The sequence below is a fragment of the Bradyrhizobium sp. 132 genome (assembly GCF_023074185.1).
Classification (GTDB): domain Bacteria; phylum Pseudomonadota; class Alphaproteobacteria; order Rhizobiales; family Xanthobacteraceae; genus Bradyrhizobium.
Genome location: NZ_JADPKY010000033.1, coordinates 23,813 through 42,308, shown reverse-complemented (window position 1 = coordinate 42,308; position 18,496 = coordinate 23,813). Strand labels below are relative to the sequence as shown.

At 64.0% G+C, this 18,496-nt stretch carries 19 protein-coding genes; 8 read left to right on the top strand and 11 right to left on the bottom strand.

Annotated features, from left to right (window positions below; genetic code table 11):
- Positions 1-123: 123 nt before the first annotated feature.
- Positions 124-561, top strand: coding sequence for a hypothetical protein (locus IVA74_RS05540; RefSeq protein ID WP_247340650.1), 438 nt, complete (start codon positions 124-126; stop codon positions 559-561).
- Between the two features lie 30 nt (positions 562-591).
- On the opposite strand, the gene IVA74_RS05535 is transcribed toward IVA74_RS05540, so the two are convergent.
- Positions 592-1,602: a helix-turn-helix domain-containing protein gene (locus IVA74_RS05535; protein ID WP_247340649.1), complete on the bottom strand. Its 1,011-nt coding sequence runs from the start codon at positions 1,600-1,602 to the stop codon at positions 592-594.
- A 245-nt stretch (positions 1,603-1,847) separates the two neighbouring features.
- Here IVA74_RS05535 and IVA74_RS05530 point away from each other — a divergent pair, with 245 nt between their 5' ends.
- Positions 1,848-2,018, top strand: coding sequence for a hypothetical protein (locus IVA74_RS05530; protein WP_247340648.1), 171 nt, complete (start codon positions 1,848-1,850; stop codon positions 2,016-2,018).
- Positions 2,019-2,464: 446 nt separating this feature from the next.
- Here IVA74_RS05530 and rpmG read toward each other — a convergent pair whose 3' ends face one another.
- Both rpmG and IVA74_RS05520 read right to left on the bottom strand, forming a co-directional pair.
- The gene (rpmG, locus tag IVA74_RS05525; protein WP_247321864.1) at positions 2,465-2,632 is read right to left on the bottom strand and encodes a 50S ribosomal protein L33; all 168 of its coding nucleotides are present in this window, start codon (positions 2,630-2,632) and stop codon (positions 2,465-2,467) included.
- 123 nt (positions 2,633-2,755) lie between these two features.
- The gene (locus IVA74_RS05520; RefSeq protein WP_247340647.1) at positions 2,756-4,081 is read right to left on the bottom strand and encodes an LLM class flavin-dependent oxidoreductase; all 1,326 of its coding nucleotides are present in this window, start codon (positions 4,079-4,081) and stop codon (positions 2,756-2,758) included.
- A gap of 217 nt (positions 4,082-4,298) precedes the next feature.
- Here IVA74_RS05520 and IVA74_RS05515 point away from each other — a divergent pair, with 217 nt between their 5' ends.
- Positions 4,299-4,844 carry a hypothetical protein gene (locus IVA74_RS05515; RefSeq protein ID WP_247340646.1) on the top strand — a complete coding sequence of 182 codons (546 nt, stop codon included), beginning with the start codon at positions 4,299-4,301 and terminating at the stop codon, positions 4,842-4,844.
- Here IVA74_RS05515 and IVA74_RS05510 read toward each other — a convergent pair whose 3' ends face one another.
- The 4 genes from IVA74_RS05510 to topA are packed head-to-tail and all read right to left on the bottom strand — an operon-like array spanning position 4,845 to position 11,189.
- Positions 4,845-5,606 (bottom strand): NUDIX hydrolase, encoded by a 762-nt coding sequence (locus tag IVA74_RS05510; RefSeq protein WP_247340645.1) that lies wholly within the window; start codon positions 5,604-5,606, stop codon positions 4,845-4,847. It lies immediately after the preceding gene.
- Positions 5,607-5,639: 33 nt separating this feature from the next.
- A complete protein-coding gene (locus IVA74_RS05505) occupies positions 5,640-6,080 on the bottom strand; it encodes a DUF983 domain-containing protein (RefSeq protein WP_247340644.1) in 441 nt (146 codons plus the stop codon).
- On the bottom strand, positions 6,074-8,422 hold the full coding sequence (gene rnr, locus IVA74_RS05500; RefSeq protein WP_247340643.1) for a ribonuclease R: 2,349 nt from the start codon (positions 8,420-8,422) through the stop codon (positions 6,074-6,076). Before rnr ends, IVA74_RS05505 begins: the two co-directional genes overlap by 7 nt.
- A gap of 7 nt (positions 8,423-8,429) precedes the next feature.
- Positions 8,430-11,189, bottom strand: a complete 2,760-nt coding sequence (gene topA / locus IVA74_RS05495; RefSeq protein WP_247340642.1) for a type I DNA topoisomerase — start codon at positions 11,187-11,189, stop codon at positions 8,430-8,432.
- 219 nt (positions 11,190-11,408) lie between these two features.
- On the opposite strand from topA, the gene IVA74_RS05490 reads away from it, so the two are divergent.
- Positions 11,409-11,648 (top strand): hypothetical protein, encoded by a 240-nt coding sequence (locus tag IVA74_RS05490; RefSeq protein WP_247340641.1) that lies wholly within the window; start codon positions 11,409-11,411, stop codon positions 11,646-11,648.
- 158 nt (positions 11,649-11,806) lie between these two features.
- On the opposite strand, the gene IVA74_RS05485 is transcribed toward IVA74_RS05490, so the two are convergent.
- Positions 11,807-12,292, bottom strand: coding sequence for a helix-turn-helix domain-containing protein (locus IVA74_RS05485; protein ID WP_247340640.1), 486 nt, complete (start codon positions 12,290-12,292; stop codon positions 11,807-11,809).
- Positions 12,293-12,411: 119 nt separating this feature from the next.
- Between IVA74_RS05485 and IVA74_RS05480 the strand changes: the two genes are divergently transcribed.
- Both IVA74_RS05480 and IVA74_RS05475 read left to right on the top strand, forming a co-directional pair.
- The gene (locus IVA74_RS05480) at positions 12,412-13,185 is read left to right on the top strand and encodes an SDR family oxidoreductase (protein ID WP_247340639.1); all 774 of its coding nucleotides are present in this window, start codon (positions 12,412-12,414) and stop codon (positions 13,183-13,185) included.
- Positions 13,186-13,361: 176 nt separating this feature from the next.
- Positions 13,362-13,544, top strand: a complete 183-nt coding sequence (locus tag IVA74_RS05475; RefSeq protein ID WP_247340638.1) for a hypothetical protein — start codon at positions 13,362-13,364, stop codon at positions 13,542-13,544.
- A gap of 58 nt (positions 13,545-13,602) precedes the next feature.
- On the opposite strand, the gene IVA74_RS05470 is transcribed toward IVA74_RS05475, so the two are convergent.
- Entirely contained in the window at positions 13,603-14,202 is a 600-nt protein-coding gene (locus IVA74_RS05470; protein ID WP_247340637.1) for an FMN-dependent NADH-azoreductase, read from the bottom strand.
- 83 nt (positions 14,203-14,285) lie between these two features.
- Between IVA74_RS05470 and IVA74_RS05465 the strand changes: the two genes are divergently transcribed.
- Positions 14,286-14,696, top strand: a complete 411-nt coding sequence (locus IVA74_RS05465; protein WP_247340636.1) for a helix-turn-helix domain-containing protein — start codon at positions 14,286-14,288, stop codon at positions 14,694-14,696.
- On the opposite strand, the gene dprA is transcribed toward IVA74_RS05465, so the two are convergent.
- Complete coding sequence (dprA, locus tag IVA74_RS05460; protein WP_247340635.1) at positions 14,693-15,835, bottom strand: DNA-processing protein DprA; 1,143 nt, start codon at positions 15,833-15,835, stop codon at positions 14,693-14,695. The genes IVA74_RS05465 and dprA overlap by 4 nt on opposite strands.
- Before the next feature lie 91 nt (positions 15,836-15,926).
- On the opposite strand from dprA, the gene IVA74_RS05455 reads away from it, so the two are divergent.
- On the top strand, positions 15,927-17,171 hold the full coding sequence (locus tag IVA74_RS05455) for an amidase (RefSeq protein WP_247340634.1): 1,245 nt from the start codon (positions 15,927-15,929) through the stop codon (positions 17,169-17,171).
- On the opposite strand, the gene IVA74_RS05450 is transcribed toward IVA74_RS05455, so the two are convergent.
- The gene (locus IVA74_RS05450) at positions 17,163-18,356 is read right to left on the bottom strand and encodes a patatin-like phospholipase family protein (RefSeq protein ID WP_247340633.1); all 1,194 of its coding nucleotides are present in this window, start codon (positions 18,354-18,356) and stop codon (positions 17,163-17,165) included. The genes IVA74_RS05455 and IVA74_RS05450 overlap by 9 nt on opposite strands.
- Positions 18,357-18,496: the final 140 nt, after the last annotated feature.

Sequence of the window (18,496 nt, the reverse complement as noted above, 5' to 3'; positions counted from 1 at the left end):
TTCCATTGGTGACGCAATCAGAATCGGCGTGCGTCAGGATCATCTGATCCCGGCAAGGATAGCGTGGTTCGGCTTCCGAAGGCGGAGAGCTATTCGGGCGGAGCACAACCGGCAGGTATTCCCATGAAGGGTTTGGATATCTTCATCATCAACACGATCAAACCATTTCTCATCGTGTTCGGCATTGCTACCGGCCTGTCATTGCCGTTCGCCATCGACATCCACCTTCTGACGCCGATGTTTGGCGGCCTCGTCGACTATACGCCTTCCAGCGTGCCAGCCCTGCGGCACTGGGGCATCATGGTCTTCGGGATCGGAGTGCTGATGGTGGTCGCTGCCTTTCGCCCATGGCTGCGCTTCGAGACCATGGTATTCAGCGCCATCGAGAAAGCTTTCATGGTCTTCTTGTGCATCAGCAATTTTGGGCAGCAGCCATGGGCTAAGGGCTACCTGCTTCCCTTTCTGCTCGACTCGACCATCGTCGCGTACAGCATATTGTTTTTCATCAGCAGCCAAGGGCGTCCGGAGTCGTGGTCGAGAAGCAAGATGATTGATCGATAGTCATGGCTGAGATCAACATGACCGAATCGATCATCTTGTCCTGATCACCTCGACTGGACCTTGGCGCGACGACGGGCGATCAGGAAAATCTTTGTAGTCAACTGGCGGACTTCTCAAGGTCTCCGAAGGCATTTCACCAAACAACGTTCGATAGGCGACCGAGAAGCGACCCAGCTCCCAAAAGCCGTGATCGGTGGCAATTCGGGTTACCGTTGTCGTCGAAGGAATCCCTTGCACCAGCGCGCGACGGGCAAGGTGCATTCTCCGCAAATTGAGGTAGCGGACAGGGCCCATTCCGACGTGCTCTTCACAGGCGAATCGCAGAGTTCTTTCTGCTACGCCGACGGCCGCGCATACGTCGGTCAGATACAGGGGCTTGTTTGGGTTCGCTTCCAGGAACTCTTCGAAGCGCGCGACGACGGTTTCATAGCGAAGATTGCGGCTGTTGGGCGTTGATATAATGCTGTCGGTCAAACATCTGATCAACACGTGAACAGATTGCTGTTCAAATGCCCGAACAAGTTCCGGAAGTTCGAAAAAGTTTGGCGTGGTCTTGGCAATGTGTTCTGCCGTCTCATGGAGCGCCAGCAATCGCCTCACGAGGTCTGGCCTTGGCCGAATGACGTGTTTGGTGCGCTCAATATCAAATTCGCGACCTGCTATCGCCTTGCTCGCCCTTACTAGTTCTTCTGGCGCAAGAGAAATACATCCGAGGTGGAAATCTCCCGTGGTCCTCATGTGCTGTACTTCGTAGTCTTCCGAGATCAATTCACCTTGCGACAACAATCGGCCGCAGTGATACACCTCTGGCTGAGCTTCCGAGAGAAAGGTGAATACCTTGCGGCCGGGCCGCACCGTCCCTTTGTGGACACGTGGCAATTGTTCATGAAATCGCTGCATCCACAATTCGTTCATCACGATTTGCGTCACCTGGCCTCGAAATTCTCCCTTGGCGGTGGGAAATATTCGCATGTCGGAGGCACGAACGTTCGTCTGATACGGGAACGGATCGGTAAAGCTGAGAACTTTGCTCCAAGCCATTTTCCAATCTCCACTCAGCAATTACTAGGTGCGACGGTCGGATCGAGCGCCTGTCCTGGGAAACAAAAATCGACGAGAACTATGCAACGGTAGCAAAATAGAAGTTAGAAGAATCTGCCGCATTTGCATAGCTCCCGGTTGCGTCAGTGTGACAAGCTAATCCAGCGGGACACAAACAATGATCCGGGAACGCCTCGGGCCGGCATCGGTTGGGAACGACCAACTCGAATGCTTTGAGGGCCGCTATGCAAGAGGAACACCTGACCATCGACCAGTGCGACGAACTCGCGAAAGCCCTGCGTGAAGATGCCGCTCGCTTACCGCATGGACCGGAAAGGGAAAACCTTTTGCAATTGGCGAAGGGTTACCACGCCCTTGCAAACATGAAAAAAATGGTTCTTGCTGCGATGAATTGACTGTGTCCAATGGCCGATGATGGCGGTTATCGGCCCGTTGTCGACATCGAGCGACTCGGCTTCAGCGTAGTCTTCTGCGCGCATAGCGGACGCGACATTTCCAGAAGCACGCGTCCTCGCGCTCTCGCGCCCCGGACGCAGCGCAGCGCTTCTTCAGCGGTGCGCTGCAGAGCCGGGGCCCACGTCTCCTGCATCGTGTTGTGTTGCTTTCTGGATCCCGGCTCGGCGCAGCAGCGTTTCACGCTGCAGCGCGTCCGGGACACGAGAGAGAACGTGCGGGGCGCAGTCGCAGCCCTCGCGCCAACGCCGGGCGTCTGGTTGCCGGCCGCCTTTCCGGAAGCTTTCCGAAATGTGAAAGCGCTTGCATCAGCGCAGACACGGAGAGAGGCACAAATAAAAACGGGGCCCGAAAGGGCCCCGCAAAACTCAGCAGCGTTTAGCCGATCTTACTTGATCTTGGCTTCGCGGAATTCGACGTGCTTGCGCGCGACGGGATCGTACTTCTTCTTGACGATCTTGTCGGTCATGGTGCGCGAATTCTTCTTGGCGACGTAGTAGAAGCCGGTGTCGGCCGAGGACACGAGCTTGACCTTGATGGTGACCGCTTTGGCCATGTTCTGAACCTCAACAATAAGGGAATCTGGAGCCGGCCAGACGGCCCGCGTTGGGCGGCAACCTAGCCAGAAACCGCCTGATGTCAAGATTTTAGGGGTCGAAAAGCACTCAAATCGGCCCGATCACCCCTCGAAGAACCGGTTTTTCGGCCGCGGCAGGCCCAGATTCTCCCTCAAGGTGGGCCCTTCATACTCTTTGCGGAAAATCCCGCGCCGCTGCAGCTCCGGCACGACCTTGTCGACGAAGTCGTCGAGGCCGGCGGGCAGGAACGGGAACATGATGTTGAAGCCGTCCGAGCCGCGCCCGACCAGCCATTCCTCCATCTGGTCGGCGATGGTCTTGGCGGTGCCGACGAAGGACAGCCCGCCATAGCCGCCGACGCGCTGGGCGAGCTGGCGCACCGTGAGCTTGTCGCGCGCGGCGAGGTCGACCATGCGCTGCCGGCCGCTCTTGCTGGCATTGGTCTCGGGGATTTCGGGCAGTGGTCCATCGGGATCGAAGCCGGAGGCATCGGTGCCGAGGATGACGGACAGCGAGGCGATGGCGCTGTCGTAGTGCACGCGGCTGTCGAGCAACGCACGCTTCTCCTTGGCCTCGTCGACGCTGTCGCCGACCACCACGAAGGCGCCGGGCAGGATTTTCAGATGCTCGGGGTCGCGGCCGATCTTCTCCATGCGGCCCTTGATGTCGGCATAGAGCTTTTGGCTGTCGGCGAGGCTGCCGCCGCCGGTGAACACGGCCTCTGCTGTCTCGGCCGCAAGCTGCCTGCCGTCTTCCGATGCGCCGGCCTGCACGATCAGCGGCCAGCCCTGCACAGGGCGGGCGATGTTGAGCGGCCCGCGCACCTTCAGATATTTGCCGTTGTGATCGAGCACATGCATCTTCGCGGGATCGACGAACACGCCGCTTTCGACGTCGCGCACGAAGGCGTCGTCGGCGAAGGAATCCCAGAGGCCGGTGACGACGTCGTAGAACTCGCGGGCGCGCTTGTAGCGCTCGGCGTGCTCCATGTGGTCGTCGAGGCCGAAATTCAGCGCGGCATCCGGATTCGAGGTGGTGACGATATTCCAGCCCGCACGTCCGCCGCTGAGATGGTCGAGCGAGGCGAAACGCCGTGCCACGTGATAGGGCTCGTCAAAGGTGGTCGAGCCGGTCGCGATCAGGCCGATGCGCTCGGTGACGGCGGAGAGCGCCGACAGCAGCGTGAACGGCTCGAACGAGGTCACGGTGTGGCTGCGCTTGAGCGCGTTGACCGGCATGTTCAGCACGGCGAGGTGATCGGCCATGAAGAAGGCGTCGAACTTGCCGGCCTCGAGCTTCCTGATCAGCGTCTTGATGTGGCCGAAATTGAAATTGGCGTCCGGCCAGGCCCCGGGATAGCGCCAGGCGCCAGTGTGGATGCTGATCGGGCGCATGAACGCGCCAAGCTTGAGTTGCCGTTGTGCCATCGCCCCGTATCCGTTCCTTGTGTGGTTGAAGAAGACATAGGCACGCCGGGGAACTCCGCCATTGGTAAGGGCGGGAAGATTCTTTTGTTTTTCGCGACGCACTCAGCACAATTCCGTCATTCCGGGGCGCGAGTCTGGAACGACGGCGAGGGGCCATCGAACCGATCCGCCGCTCGCTCCGACCAAGCCATGACTTCGGCTCGTCAGGAGACCCTCGATGCCAGACGCGATGACCGTGGACGGCAATATCGTCCGCATCGACCGGCCCATGCCCTGGGTCGGGCGGCTGCTGTCATTGCCGCTGCTGGCGGCGAGTGGCTATCTGCTGTGGAATGTCGCGCTCGGCCTGCGCCAGGATTTTGCCGGCTTCGGAAGGCTCGCCGATGATCTCGTGCCGGTGCTGGTGTTCACGGGGCTCGGGCTGCTCGTCGGGATTCCCGGAATCATTCTGTTGACGTTCCGCTATTTCGTCGTGCTGAACGAGACGCTGCGCCAGATCGTCATCACCAGGCAGTTCGGCCCGCTGAACATTCGCAAGCATCGCGATCTCGCCGACTATCATTTCATTGGCATCACCGACGACTACGATCCGCAAGCGACGACGTACGACGTCAATCTCTGCGGCAACAAGGGCACCGAGCCGATCGCGCTGATGAGCTTCACCAAGCGCGAGGAAGCCAGCCAACTCGCCAACGAGCTCGGGCGAGCGCTGAACCTTCCCGCGCGCGACTATGTCGGCACCGAGCCGGATGCGGACGAGTAGTCAGCTCAAAATATCCTTCTGCATCTTGCCGCCGTAGAAATGGAAGAACGGCACCGGCGCATCGTGACGGAGCGGGCCGGTAGCAAGGCGCGTGTGGAGTTCGTTGAGTACATTGCGGGTCATCGGATGCAGATCGGCGAGCGGCTTTGAGCCGAGCTCGACCCAGACCAGCTCGACAAGTTCGGCATCCGCATGGATCACGCCTTCGACGTGATGGGTGATCGCGGAGGCGTCCGCCGTGAAGAAGCGCGTGTCGAACCGCTTGACGCGGCCGGGCGGGGTGATCGCGCGCGCGATCAGGAACAGGCTGGAGGGATCGGGCAACAGGCCAGCATCCGCGAACGGCTTCCAGGCACCTTCGAGTTTGGCTTTGCCCTCGAACTTGTCTTGAATCTTGCGCCCGAGGCAGAGGCCGGTCTCCTCACAGGCTTCGCGGATCGCGGCAATGGCGAGCGACTTCGCACGCGAGGCCGGGGTCTTCGGGCTGCCCTTGGCGAGATTGGCTTCGAGCTCGGCGGTGATCGGCGCCGCGCACGGCACGCGATAATCGTCCTTGTCGACGCGGCCGCCGGGGAAGACGAACTTTCCGGGCATGAACACCACCTTGTCGTGGCGTTTGCCGACCAGGACTTTTGGAACGGCGCCGCTGCGATCGACCAGGATCAGTGTGGCCGCATCCCGGGGACGGAAATAGGGATGGTGGTCGGCTTCCTTGCCCTCGTGGATCTTTGCCCTCTCGGCTGTCTGCGACGTATCCGTCATGTCCTCACCCAAACCGCTTCTTGTTTATTTTGCTTACACCGGCGGAATACCATCCGGCGGGGTCTCGTCAAACCCGTGCATACGCAGAGCCCATTGCAATCCGACCACGGCGCCCTTGACCGGCTGCAGCAGTGCGAGCGAGGCGACGAAGGTGAAGGGCAGATAGGCCGCGAAGCTGATCCAGACCGGCGTGGTGTAGTTGGTCTCGATCCACAAAATAGTCGGCACCACGATGTGGCCGACGATAACGATGACGAGATAGGCGGGCAGATCGTCGGCGCGGTGCGGCGTGAAATCGAGGCCGCATCTGGTGCAATTGTCCGCGGTCTTCAGGAAGGCGCGGAACAGCTTTCCTTCGCCGCAGCGCGGGCAGCGGCCGCGAAAGCCGCGTTTCATGGCAGTCCAGACGTCGCGCTTCTCGACGAGGCCGGTCTCGCGGGTCCAGATTTTTGGGGCTGTGCTCGTCGTCACCACGCCTTGCCCTTCTGTCCTTTGCCTTTTCCCTTGGCTTTTTTGCCCTTGCCGGGCTTCTTCTGCTGCTCCGGCTTGCCTTTCTTGGCTGGACTACGCCCGGGATGCGCCTTGAACGAGGGGCGGCGTTGCGGACCAGATGACCTGCGGTGCCGTGGCGCGGTTTCACCCGTGGAGGACAGCAGCTCGAAGCGTAACGCGCCTGCGATGGGTGCTGCTTCGATCAGGCGGACGTCGACGACGTCACCGAGCTGATGCATGGTGCCGCTGCGCGTGCCGACCAGCGCGTGACGGCCTTCGTCATAGTTGAAATATTCCGCGCCGAGGGATCGGATCGGGATCAGGCCGTCGGCGCCGGTCTCGGCCAGCTTGACGAACAGGCCGGCGCGCGTGACGCCGGAGACGCGGCCCTGAAAATTCGAGCCGATGCGGTCGGCGAGGTGATGGGCAATCAGGCGGTCGACGGTCTCGCGCTCCGCCTTCATCGCGCGGCGCTCGGTCACCGAGATGTGGGCGGCGACCTCGCCGAGAGTTTCCGGCGTCTCGCTGTCGGGCAACGCGCCGTCGCCGAGGCCGAGCGCGCGGACCAGGGCGCGGTGCACGACGAGGTCGGCATAGCGGCGGATCGGCGAGGTGAAATGCGCGTAGCGGCGCAGGTTCAACCCGAAATGACCGTAATTCTCCGAGGAATATTCCGCCTGCGCCTGGGCGCGCAGCACGACCTCGCTCACCAGCGGAAAGTGGTCGTGGCCTTCGAGCTGCGCCAGCACGCGGTTGAACAGAGCGGGGCGCAGCGCGCCACCTTTCGTGAAGGGAACGTCGAGCGTCTGCAAAAACTCCGCGAGCGCGTGGACCTTCTCCAGCGTCGGCTCGTCATGCACGCGATAGATCAGCGGCAGCGACTTCTTCTCGAGCATCTCCGCCGCCGCGACGTTGGCGAGGATCATGAACTCCTCGATCAGCCTGTGCGCGTCGAGCCGGTCAGGCACGACGACGCGGTCGACCGTGCCATCGCTGTTCAGCAGGATCTTGCGCTCGGGCAGATCGAGATTGAGCGGATCGCGTTCGTCGCGCGCGCGCTTGACGCAGGCATAGGCGGCATAGAGCGGTTTCAGGATCGGATCGAGCAGGGGGCCTGTGGTGTCGTCGGGCCGGCCGTCGATCGCGGCCTGCGTCTGCGCGTAACTCAGCTTCGCTGCCGAACGCATCAGGATGCGGTGGAACGTATGCGAGCGCTTGCGGCCGTCGGGGCCGATCACCATCCGCACCGCGAGCGCGCCGCGCGGCTCGCCCGGCACCAGCGAGCAGAGATTGTTCGAGATGCGCTCAGGCAGCATCGGCACGACGCGGTCGGGGAAATAGACCGAGTTGCCGCGGTCGAGCGCGTCGCGATCGAGCGCGGTGCCCGGCTGGACGTAGAAGCTCACATCGGCGATGGCGACGTTGACGATGAAGCCGCCTCTGTTGTGGGGATCGTCATCCGGCTGCGCATGCACCGCGTCGTCGTGATCTTTCGCGTCCGGCGGATCGATGGTGACGAGCGGGACGTCGCGCCAGTCCTCGCGCCCTTTCAGGTTGGCCGGCTCCGCCGCTTCCGCTTCGCGCTCTGCCGCGGGGCGGAATTGCAGCGGGATGTCGTGCGCGTAGATCGCGATCAGGCTGATCGCCTTCTCCGACTTGACCGAGCCGAGCTTCTCCTTGACGCGGCCTGATGCCAGGCCGAAGCCGCGCGAGCGGATGATGTCGACGCTGACGAGATCGCCGTCCTGCGCGCCGTGCATCTCGGTCGGGGCGATGTTCAGCTCGCGGTCGGCGGACTTCTTGTCGACGGGGATGATCCGTCCGCCACCTTCGGGCAGGCTGCGGAAGACGCCGAGGATGCGGCTCTTGGTCTTGTCGAAGACCTTGATGATGTGGCCGCGATAGGCCGGGCCTTCGGTCTCATCGGAGCGCTCGACGCGCAGCAGCGCGCGATCGCCAACGCCGGCCGCGGTGCCAGGCCTTGGCCGGCGCGGCATTGTGATGAGGATCTTTGGCGGTTCGCCGCTTTCGACCTCGTCCCATTCGGTGGGGGACGCGACCAGCTCGCCGTCAGCGTCGCGGCCGGTGATGTCGGCGACCAGCGTCGACGGCAGGCTGTCGGGCTCTGAGATCGTGTGGCGTTTTTTCTTGACGAGACCGTCGTCGGCGAGCTCGCGGAGCATGCGCTTGAGCTCGACGCGATCGGCGTTCTTCAGGCCGAACTCGCGCGCAATTTCGCGGGTTCCGACCTTTCCGGGATTTGCCTTGATGAAGGCGACGATGGCGTTCCGGTCGGGAAAGCCACGGTCATTGTTACGTTTCACTTAGCCTCTAATTGGTGCCGGCACTCTTCTTGGCCGGAGCTTTGGCGCCAGCTGCCTTGGTCGGCGACGTCTTGATGGCCGAAGTCTTGGCCGACGACGACACGGCGGCGCGCGCCTTGCTGGTGGATTCGGATTTAGGTTTGGCCGCCTTCTTCGCGGCCGGCTTTTTGGTTTTTGGCGCGGCGTCATCGCCGCCCGCGGCCTTCTTGGCCTTGGTCTTGGCCTTGGCCGGCTTCGCCGTCTTCTTCGGTTTCTTGCCGCCACCCTTGGCCGCGCGTTCGTCGATCAGCGCGATCGCCTGCGGCAGCGTGATGGCATCTTTCTCGATGTCGCTCGGGATCGTCGCGTTGATGCCGCCGGCCGTGACATAGGCGCCGTAGCGGCCGCCCTTCACCGTGACGGTGCCAAGGGTGGGATGATCGCCGATCGCCTTGCCGGGATCGGCGCCGAAGCGGCGGCTCGGGCCTTTGGCGATCTTCTCCGCGATCAGCGTGACCGCGCGGTTGATGCCGATGTCGAACACCTCGTCGCCGGCCTCCAGGCTAGCATAGGTCTTCTCGTGCTTCACGAACGGCCCGAAGCGGCCGAGACCGGCCGTGATCGGCTCACCGGTCTCCGGATGCTTGCCGATCTCGCGCGGCAGCGACAGCAATTTGAGCGCAAGCTCAAGCTCGACATCGCCGGGCGAGGTGCCGTTCGGAATGCCTGCGCGCTTGGGCTTCTCGCCTTCGGCATAATCCTTGGCCTCGCCGAGCTGAATGTAGGGTCCGAACCGGCCGGCCTTGACCCAGACATCACGGCCCGAATCAGGATCCTGGCCGAGCGAACGGTCCGCGGTTGCCTCGCCGTCGGCGGCAAGCTGACGGGTGTAGCGGCATTCCGGATAGTTCGAGCAGCCGACGAAGGCGCCGAACTTGCCGGCCTTGAGATTGAGCCGGCCGTTGCCGCAGCTCGGACACTGCCTGATGTCGCCGCCATCGGTGCGGGGCGGATAGATGTGCTGTCCCAGCACCTCGTCGAGCACGTCGAGCACCTGCGCGACGCGCAGATCCTTGATCTCGTCGACGGCGCCGATAAAGCCGGTCCAGAAATCCTTCAGCACCTGCTGCCAGGAGATCTCGTTGTTGGAGACGCGGTCGAGCTGCTCTTCCAGATTGGCAGTGAAGTCGTATTCGACATAGCGGGCGAAGAAGCTTTCGAGGAATGCGACCACGACGCGGCCCTTGTCCTCGCCGTGCAGGCGCTTCTTCTCCAGCTTGACGTAACCGCGGTCCTTCAGGACCTGGAGGATTGAGGCATAGGTCGAGGGTCGGCCGATGCCGAGCTCTTCCATGCGCTTGACCAGCGAGGCCTCGGAGAAGCGCGGCGGCGGCTCGGTGAAGTGCTGGGTGACGGCGAGCGACTGCCGCTTCAGTGCGTCGTTCGGGCTCATCGCGGGCAGGCGGCGGGAGTCCTCGTCCTCCTCGTCGTCGCGGCCTTCCTGATAGAGTGCGAGGAAACCGTCGAACTTCACCACCTGGCCGGTCGCGCGCAGATCCAGCGTGCGGCCGCCGGCTTTCGCCGTGATGTCGACCGTGGTGCGCTCGAGTTCCGCCGATTCCATCTGGCTCGCAATGGTGCGCTTCCAGATCAGCTCGTAGAGTCTCGCCTGATCGGCATCGAGCCTGCGGCTCATGCTGTCGGGGCGGCGGGACATGTCGGTCGGTCGGATTGCTTCGTGGGCTTCCTGGGCGTTCTTGGCTTTGGCCTGGTACTGGCGCGGCGCGTCGGGCACGTAGGCGTTGCCGTAATCCTCGCCGATCACCTTGCGCGCCTGGGTGATCGCGGACGGATCGATCTGCACGCCGTCGGTACGCATATAAGTAATGAGTCCGGTGGTCTCGCCGCCGATGTCGATGCCCTCATAAAGCCGCTGCGCGATGCGCATCGTGTGCGCCGGCGCAAAGCCGTATTTGCGGCTGGCTTCCTGCTGCAGCGTCGAGGTGGTGAAGGGCGCCTGCGGATTGCGCCGGGCCGGCTTGGCGTCGACGGAGGTGACGGCAAAGGCCGCCGTTTCCAGCGCCTTCTTGAAGTCTTCCGCTTCCGCGCCGGTGCCGATGTCGAGACGCTGGATCTTCTTGCCGTCGGCGCCGATGAGACGCGCCTCGAAGGCATCGCCGCGCGGCGTCAGCAGGGTCGCGATCAGCGACCAGTATTCGCGCGCGACGAACTTCTCGATCTCCAGCTCGCGGTCGCAGACCAGCCGCAGCGCCACTGACTGCACGCGGCCGGCCGAGCGGGCGCCCGGCAGCTTGCGCCACAGCACGGGGGAGAGGGTGAATCCGACCAGATAGTCGAGCGCGCGGCGCGCCATATAGGCGTCGACCAGCGCACCGTCGATCTGGCGCGGATTCTTCATCGCGTCCGTGACCGCCTGCTTGGTGATGGCGTTGAACACCACGCGCTCGATCTTGTGGTCTTTCAGCGCGCGTTTCTCTTTCAGCACCTCCAGCACGTGCCAGGAGATGGCCTCGCCCTCGCGATCAGGGTCGGTCGCGAGAATCAGGCGGTCAGCGCCCTTCAGGGATTTTGCGATGTCGTTGAGCCGGCCGGCCGCCTTGGGGTCGATCTCCCAGATCATCTTGAAATTGGCATCGGGATCGACGGAGCCGTTCTTCGCAGGCAAGTCCCGGACATGGCCGAACGAGGCCAAAACCTCGTAGGACGAGCCCAGATATTTGTTGATCGTCTTGGCTTTCGCCGGCGACTCCACAATAACGATATTCATGTAGTTCCAGTAACTTACGGGGAAATTTGGGGCCGAATTCGATGAGATTCGGGTCGGCCGTTTCGTCCCGAACATGGGTGGTGCGACCCTCGCTGTCAAATCGAGGGCTGTTGAAAGCCGTCCCGATGGGAAAAGTTTCATATCGAGAAAGTTGCAAAATACCACCTTTGAGTTGTCGGCGTAATGTTTCTGCGGGGATATGGATTCGGGTGGGGTCTGGTGACTAGGCCAGGAAAGAAGCGGGCGCGCGCCGTATCAGGCGTGTCGGGAGGCTCGCGTCACGAGGAACCGGGCGAGGGCGGCGTCGAGGAGGCGGTAGCCTTCATCACCGAGCAGGTCGGCGCATTGCGCAAGCTCGCCGAGCGGCACAAGCTCGACGTGCTGCATTATCTCCTGGGGATGACCAAGCTGGAAGCCGACGAGCATCTGCGGCTGCGGAGCAAGCGCAAGCTGTCGTGAGGGCGCCGGCCAGTATCAGACCCGTCATCCTGAGGTGTGAGCGGCGCGATGCATGGCATCGCGCCGGGAGCCTCGAAGGATGAGCGGCTGGGATGCAGCCGGGCTGTCATCCTTCGAGGCTCGCCCTGCTTTGCAGGACGAGCACCTCAGCATGACGGTCAACGATCTGAGCGCGCTGCAGCCGACCGCCGCCGCGGCGCCGGCCGCGGCTTCAGCATCGTATCCGCGGGACTGAGCAGCCGCCCGTCCTCGGCGCGCATTTCGAGCTTCTTCACCGGGCGGCCCTTCTCGCGATCGACCAGAATCGTCGCGATCTCCTCCGGGTGATCGTCGAATTCCTCGCTCCATTGCCGCAGCGCCACCAGGATCGGGAAGGTGCCGCGGCCCTTCTCCGTCAGCACATACTCCTGATACGCGCTGCCGTCGGAAGCGGGGGCGGTTGCCAGAATGCCGTGGTCGACCAGCACACGCAGGCGCGCGGACAAAATGTTCTTGGCCATGCCGAGCTTGTTTTGAAACTGGCCGAAGCGGCGCAGGCCGAACCGCGCCTCGCGGATGATCAGCAGCGACCACCAGTCGCCGATTGCGTCCAGTGATCGCGCAATCGGGCAGGCATCGCCCTCGAAGCTCGTTCGTTTCACCATCGTCTTCGTTCCGTCGTGCCGTGCGTTTTGACATCAGTCACGCGCTTGTGTGGTTGCATCATAAAACCATAGGCCCTAGATGGCAATCTAGTTTTATGATGCAACCACTGGAGGCGAGCGTGAGACTGAAGAACAAGACGGCCCTGATCACCGGCGGCAACAGCGGCATTGGATTGGCAACGGCGAAACTTTTCGTGGCCGAGGGCGCCAAGGTGGTGATCACCGGGCGCAACAAGGAGACGCTGGAGGCGGCGGCGAAAGAGCTTGGCCCGAACGCGCTCGCGCTCGCTGCCGACGCCACTGACATCGCCGCGACGGAAGCTGCAATCAAGAAGGGCGCCGAAAAATTCGGCAAGTTCGACATCGTGTTCGCCAATGCCGGGATCGCCGGCGGCACGCCGCTCGGTTCGTCGACGCTGGAGGTCTTCGAGAAGGTCATCCGCACGAACCTCACCGGCGTGTTCTTCGCCGTTCAGTCGGCGCTGCCCTATCTCAACGATAATGCCTCGATTGTCCTCAACGGCTCGGTGATCTCCGTGCTCGGCATTCCCGGCTACTCGGCTTACGGAGCTGCGAAGGCGGGCGTGCGCGCGATGGCGCGGATCATGGCATCAGAACTGTCGCCGCGCGGCATCCGCGTTAACGTGGTCGCGCCCGGCGCGACCCGTACGCCAATCTGGGGACCTGCGACCGCGACACCCGAAGCCGAGAAGGCGTTCGAGAAGCGGATCTCGCTGTCGACGCCGCTCGGCCGCATTGGTGAAACAGATCACGTTGCGAAGACGGTGCTGTTCCTCGCCTCCGATGATTCCGCGCATGTGCAGGGCCAGGAGATCTTCGTCGACGGTGGCGCGGTCGCTTCTCCGAGCGGCGCGCCGATCTATCGCGGCTGATCAATCTTTGCGAAAATTGAATCGGTCGGCGCCGCGGCAAGCGGTTGCGCCGGCCGGTTCCCTCGTCCTGCGAGACCTTTTTCTGAACCTTGCGTGAGGCGTTGAACCTTCGCTTGCGCTGCAAAGACCCTTTTACGGGCAGAGGGTCACAAGACTCATTTTCAAGGGAGCCCGATATGCCGAAGGCAGCTCGCATTTCTTCGTCGATTTCAGCACCGCGTATTTACGCCGAACGTTCCGCCATTCCCGCCAAGCGGTCCGACACCTCCGAGTTCATCGGGGTGGCTCTTTTCTCAGGCATCGGTCTGTTCGTTTCGCTCGTCGCCGTCATTCTCGGCGTTCAGGGCGCCTGGTTTTAGTTTCGTCGAACTCTCAGCCGCCGCCGGAGTCCGGCAGCGGCTGGTGTCGGCGTAAGCTTTACGCCGCGCGCAAGCTGGTGGCCGCCTCAAGTGCGCCAGCCACCGCTTTCTCGCGGTGATCCGGACCAACCTGAATACCGTCGGCGAAAATGAACTCGGGGCTGGTGATGCCGATGAAGCCGAACACCCAGCGCAGATAGGTTTCGAGATGCTCCCCGAGCGCGGCTGGGCCGTAATAGCCGCCGCGCGAGATAGCCACGATCACGCGCTTGCCGCCGGCAAGACCCTGCGGTCCGTTCGCCCCGTAGCTGAACGTCTTTCCCGCCACCAGGACCCGGTCGATCCAGGCCTTGAGCTGGCTGGGAATGGTGAAATTGTACATGGGTGCGCCGATCACGATGATGTCGGCGGCCAGGAACTCGTCCACCACCGCCGCGCTCGCGGCAAGATCGGGTCCGAGCTCCGCCGGCGCAGGTGCGCCTTGTGCGGCGGCGAGGTGCGAGCCGGAGAGGTGGGCGAGGGGGGTCTGGGTCAGATCGCGATAGACGATGTCGAGCGACGGCGTCGCCTGTCGGAGCCGGTCGACGATAGCGGCGGAGACCTGCCGGGAGACGGAGTGGGGGCCGAGCACGCTGGAGTCGAGATGGAGGAGTTTCATTTGGGGTCACCCTGGTATATGTTTGTAACCAGAGCTACATGAGTGACTATCGAAATCCCCGCAAGAACGCACTTTTTTGAGCCATGGGCACATCCCTGAAACCTGCACACATCGATTTGCCTGCCTCACCGAGGCCGGATCCCAACCATGCGGACTGCCGCGGGGTCGGCTCCGTGCTGTCCCGCGTCGGCGACAAATGGAGCGTGTTCGTGATCATGATGCTTGGGGGCGGGCCGAGGCGCTTCAACGAGCTCAAGCGCATGATCAACGGCATCTCGCAGCGGATGCTGACCTTGACGCTGCGCGGGCTGGAGCGCGACGGCCTCGTCACGCGCACGATCTTTCCGACCATTCCGCCGCGCGTAGACTACGAGCTGACCGATCTCGGCCGCGGGCTGTCGCAGCCCGTCGAAGCTCTCGGCAAATGGGCGATGGACCATCTGGCGCAAATCGAGGCTGCAAGGACGCGTTTCGATCAGCGCAACGAAACCTAAAGCAGCGACACCAGACCACCGCCGTGGCGCTCGAGCCGGCCGGCGAGTTCCAGCTCCAGGAGCACGATGCGCACGATCGCGGGCGAGGCGCCCGACATCCGTACGAGATCGTCGATCGTGACAGGCGTGGGGCCGAGCAGGCCGGTGATCTGGTCGCGGTCGTGCCCTTGCGGATCGCTCTCGAACGGCTCGCTGTCGGGTTCTCTCGCCGGATGCATCAGCGGCCGCTCCATGATCGGCTGGATCGCGTTGACGACGTCGGCGGCTTCGGTGACGAGCGTCGCGCCCTGCTTGATCAGATCATTGGTGCCGGCGGCGCGCGGATCGAGCGGCGAGCCGGGGACCGCGAACACTTCGCGGCCCTGTTCGGCCGCCATGCGTGCGGTGATCAGCGAGCCCGAGCGGTGCGCCGCCTCCACCACGACCACGCCGAGCGCTGCGCCCGAGATCAGCCGGTTGCGGCGGGGAAAGTCGCGGGCGCGCGGCTCGTGGCCGAGCGGCATCTCGGAAATCGCCGCGCCTTCGTGGTCGAGGATCGAGGCCAGCAAATCGCCGTGCTCGGGCGGATAGATGCAATCATGTCCGCCGGCGAGCACCGCGATCGTGCCGCTTTCGACGCTGGCGCGATGCGCGGCCTGGTCGACGCCGCGGGCGAGCCCCGAGATGATGATAAAGCCGGCCTCGCCAAGCTCGCGGGCAAGCTGACCGGCGAATTTCAGTCCAGCGCCCGAGGCGTTGCGCGAGCCGACGATGGCGATGATCGGCCGCATCAACGTTGCACTGTCGCCGCGCACGGCGAGCAGCGGCGGTGCATCGTCGAGCGTTGCGAGCCGGGCCGGATAACCATCCTCGCCGGGCGCGAGCCAGGCGATGCCGAACCTGCGGCTTGCGGCAAGCTCGGCCTTCGCCTCGTCGGCGCTACAGATGCGCGCCGAACGCTGCGCGCCACCGCGGCGTGCGAGATCAGGCAGCCGCTCCAGCGCCGCGCGGGCCGTGCCGAAATGATTGACCAGCGAACGGAAGGTGCGCGGCCCGACATTGTCGGAGCGGATCAGCCGCAGGCGGTCGAGCCTGTCGGCCTCGGTCAGCTCCACGCTCGGATTGATGGCGTCCACGGCGGCTCCTTGCAGGCACAGCATGGAACAACCTGAGGGCGTTGCGCAACAGCGGCGTGCGCTTGCGCGGCTTGGTTGCGATGCTAAAAGCGATGCCAATAAGAAGGGTATTGCCATGATCTCACTCGCCGATCTCCAGCGCCGCATCGAAGCCGGCGAGCTTTCGCCCGAGGCCGCCATCGCGCAATCGCATGCGGCGATCGAGGCGCGGGAGAAGGACGTCCGCGCCTTCGTCCGTCACGACAAGTCCGCGAAAGCGCAAGCTTCCGGGCCGCTGCGCGGCATCGCGGTCGGGATCAAGGACATCATCGACACCGCCGATTTTCCGACCGAGATGGGCTCGGAGATTTATCGCGGCTGGCAGCCGCGCAGCGACGCGCCTGTGGTGATGATGCTGAAGCGGGCGGGCGCCACCATCATCGGCAAGACCACGACCACGGCATTCGCCTCGCGCGATCCGACCCCGACGCTCAATCCGCACAATCTCGGCCATACGCCGGGCGGCTCGTCCTCGGGTTCGGCGGCGGCCGTCGGTGCCGGCATGATCCCGCTGGCGCTGGGCACGCAGACCGGCGGCTCGGTGATCCGGCCCGCGGCCTATTGCGGGGCTGCTGCGATCAAGCCGTCGTTCCGGATGCTGCCGACGGTCGGCGTCAAATGCTATTCGTGGGCGCTCGACACCGTCGGCCTGTTCGGGGCGCGCGCGGAAGATCTCGCGCGCGGACTGCTGGGGATGACCGGTCGCACCGAATTCTCCGGCATCGTCGCGGCGAAGGCGCCGCGCATCGGCGTGGTCAGGCAGGAGTTTGCCGGCGCTGTGGAGCCGGCTGCCGAAGAGGGGCTGCAAGCCGCGATCAAGGCCGCCGAGAAGGCCGGCGCCAGCGTGAAGACCATCGATCTGCCGGAGGCGGTGCAGGAGGCCTGGCGCATCCATCCGATCATCCAGGATTTTGAGGCGCATCGCGCGCTCGCCTGGGAATTTTCGGAGCATCACGACGAGATCGCGCCGATGCTGCGCGCCAGCCTCGATGCGACCGTCGGCCTGACGCCGAAGGACTACGACGACGCACGCCGGATCAGCCGCCGCGGCCGCCGCGAGGTCAGTGAATTGTTCGAGGGCGTCGACGTGCTGCTCACCTATTCGGCGCCGGGCACGCCGCCGGCCAAGGACCTCGCCTCCACCGGCGACCCCCGCTACAACAGGCTCTGGACGCTGATGGGCAATCCTTGCGTCAACGTGCCGGTGCACAAGGTCGGGGGCTTGCCGATCGGCGTGCAGGTGATCGCGCGATTCGGCAACGATCCCGGCGCGCTTGCTGCCGCGTGGTTCCTGGAGAACGCGTTGGCGAAGTCAGGCTAGCGCCGGTTCAGGTGCGGGAAGAGCGCGTTTGGCCTCCGCGCCTGTCGCGCCTTGCCCGAGCCAGCGCTCCGCGGCCCCGCGTCCACTCCGGTGCAGCGCGCGAATGAAGCCGCGGCCGAGATCGGTGGATGAGCGCTGCGCCAGCCCGTCGACGAAATCTTCCGCGGCGATCCTGGAGAGCCGCAGCGAAGACGCCGCGTGCGATTGCGTCCATTCGATTGCCGCGATCTCGGCATTGAGGGCGGCATTGGCCGCGATCTGGTCGAGCCGGCGGTCGATCGCGGCGAGCGTGATCGGCACGTAGCTGTCGCGCGCCGGCGTGACCTGGACGAGCAGGATTTCGGAGCTTGTCGTGTCCTGCACCAGCCGCAGCAGCGGCGGATTGCCGCCGAGGCCGCCGTCCCAATAGGCCTCGCCGTCGATCTCCACGGCGCAGTGAACCAGCGGCGGACAGGTCGAGGCCAGTGCGACGTCGGCGGTGATCGCGTCGTTGCGGAAGATCTGCTGCTGCCCGTCGCAGATCCGCGTCGCCGCGATCAGAAGCTTCGGGCAGCGCGCGTCGCGCAAGGCGGAAAAGTTGATGTCGCGCGACAGCGCCTGCCGCAGCGGATCGAGATCGAACGGATCGAACTGGCCGGAGCGCAGCGTCGGACCGAACGCGACCGAGCTTCCCGCCGGCGAGAAGCCGCCGATCAGCATCAGCGATCGGAACGAGGCCTCGTGCATCAGCCGGATCCAGAACCGGTTCAGCCGCGCGCGCGCGCCTTCACGGCCGCCTTCCGCGAAACCGGAGGCGAGCAGCAGCGCGTTGATGGCGCCGGCACTGGCGCCGCTGATGGTGTCGATCGCGATGGATGGCTCTTCCAGCAGTCGCTCCAGCACGCCCCAGGTGAAGGCGGCGAAGGTGCCGCCGCCCTGGAGTGCCAGCGACAATTTCTGCGGCGGCCATGGGTTGGCGCTGGGCCGCGCCGGCGCAACTGGTGCGGCCGCGATCACGGCCTCAACTGTCAGAGGAGCTTGCGCGATGCGAGCAGGCTGCGGCGCTGGGGGCGAAACGGGCACAGGCTTGGGAGCAGGAAACGGCGAGGGCGCACTGGACCAGATGTCCGTCATCGAGAGCAGCCGGCTTGCCGCCGTGCCCTGCAAGGCACCTTCAACGTGCGCGCCGACAATTTTCTCGCTCATTCTGAGCAACCGCGTAGAGCCATGCCCATGATCAGGGCCAGGCCAGGAACCCGTTCCACCATACAGCCGTGATTCGGCGGCAAGTTGCGAACAGCATTTGGGACATAATGCAGAAGGGGGCCGCTTCGGTATCCGTAGAT

Coding starts and splice junctions, on each gene's coding strand:
- rpmG (WP_247321864.1), bottom strand. CDS start 2,632: ATGGCCAAAGCGGTCACCATCAAGGTCAAGCTCGTGTCCTCGGCCGAC.
- IVA74_RS05510 (WP_247340645.1), bottom strand. CDS start 5,606: ATGACGGATACGTCGCAGACAGCCGAGAGGGCAAAGATCCACGAGGGC.
- IVA74_RS05475 (WP_247340638.1), top strand. CDS start 13,362: ATGCCGAAGGCAGCTCGCATTTCTTCGTCGATTTCAGCACCGCGTATT.
- IVA74_RS05540 (WP_247340650.1), top strand. CDS start 124: ATGAAGGGTTTGGATATCTTCATCATCAACACGATCAAACCATTTCTC.
- IVA74_RS05465 (WP_247340636.1), top strand. CDS start 14,286: ATGGGCACATCCCTGAAACCTGCACACATCGATTTGCCTGCCTCACCG.
- IVA74_RS05535 (WP_247340649.1), bottom strand. CDS start 1,602: ATGGCTTGGAGCAAAGTTCTCAGCTTTACCGATCCGTTCCCGTATCAG.
- IVA74_RS05455 (WP_247340634.1), top strand. CDS start 15,927: ATGATCTCACTCGCCGATCTCCAGCGCCGCATCGAAGCCGGCGAGCTT.
- dprA (WP_247340635.1), bottom strand. CDS start 15,835: ATGCTGTGCCTGCAAGGAGCCGCCGTGGACGCCATCAATCCGAGCGTG.
- IVA74_RS05520 (WP_247340647.1), bottom strand. CDS start 4,081: ATGGCACAACGGCAACTCAAGCTTGGCGCGTTCATGCGCCCGATCAGC.
- IVA74_RS05485 (WP_247340640.1), bottom strand. CDS start 12,292: ATGGTGAAACGAACGAGCTTCGAGGGCGATGCCTGCCCGATTGCGCGA.
- IVA74_RS05470 (WP_247340637.1), bottom strand. CDS start 14,202: ATGAAACTCCTCCATCTCGACTCCAGCGTGCTCGGCCCCCACTCCGTC.
- IVA74_RS05450 (WP_247340633.1), bottom strand. CDS start 18,356: ATGAGCGAGAAAATTGTCGGCGCGCACGTTGAAGGTGCCTTGCAGGGC.
- topA (WP_247340642.1), bottom strand. CDS start 11,189: ATGAATATCGTTATTGTGGAGTCGCCGGCGAAAGCCAAGACGATCAAC.
- IVA74_RS05530 (WP_247340648.1), top strand. CDS start 1,848: ATGCAAGAGGAACACCTGACCATCGACCAGTGCGACGAACTCGCGAAA.
- IVA74_RS05515 (WP_247340646.1), top strand. CDS start 4,299: ATGCCAGACGCGATGACCGTGGACGGCAATATCGTCCGCATCGACCGG.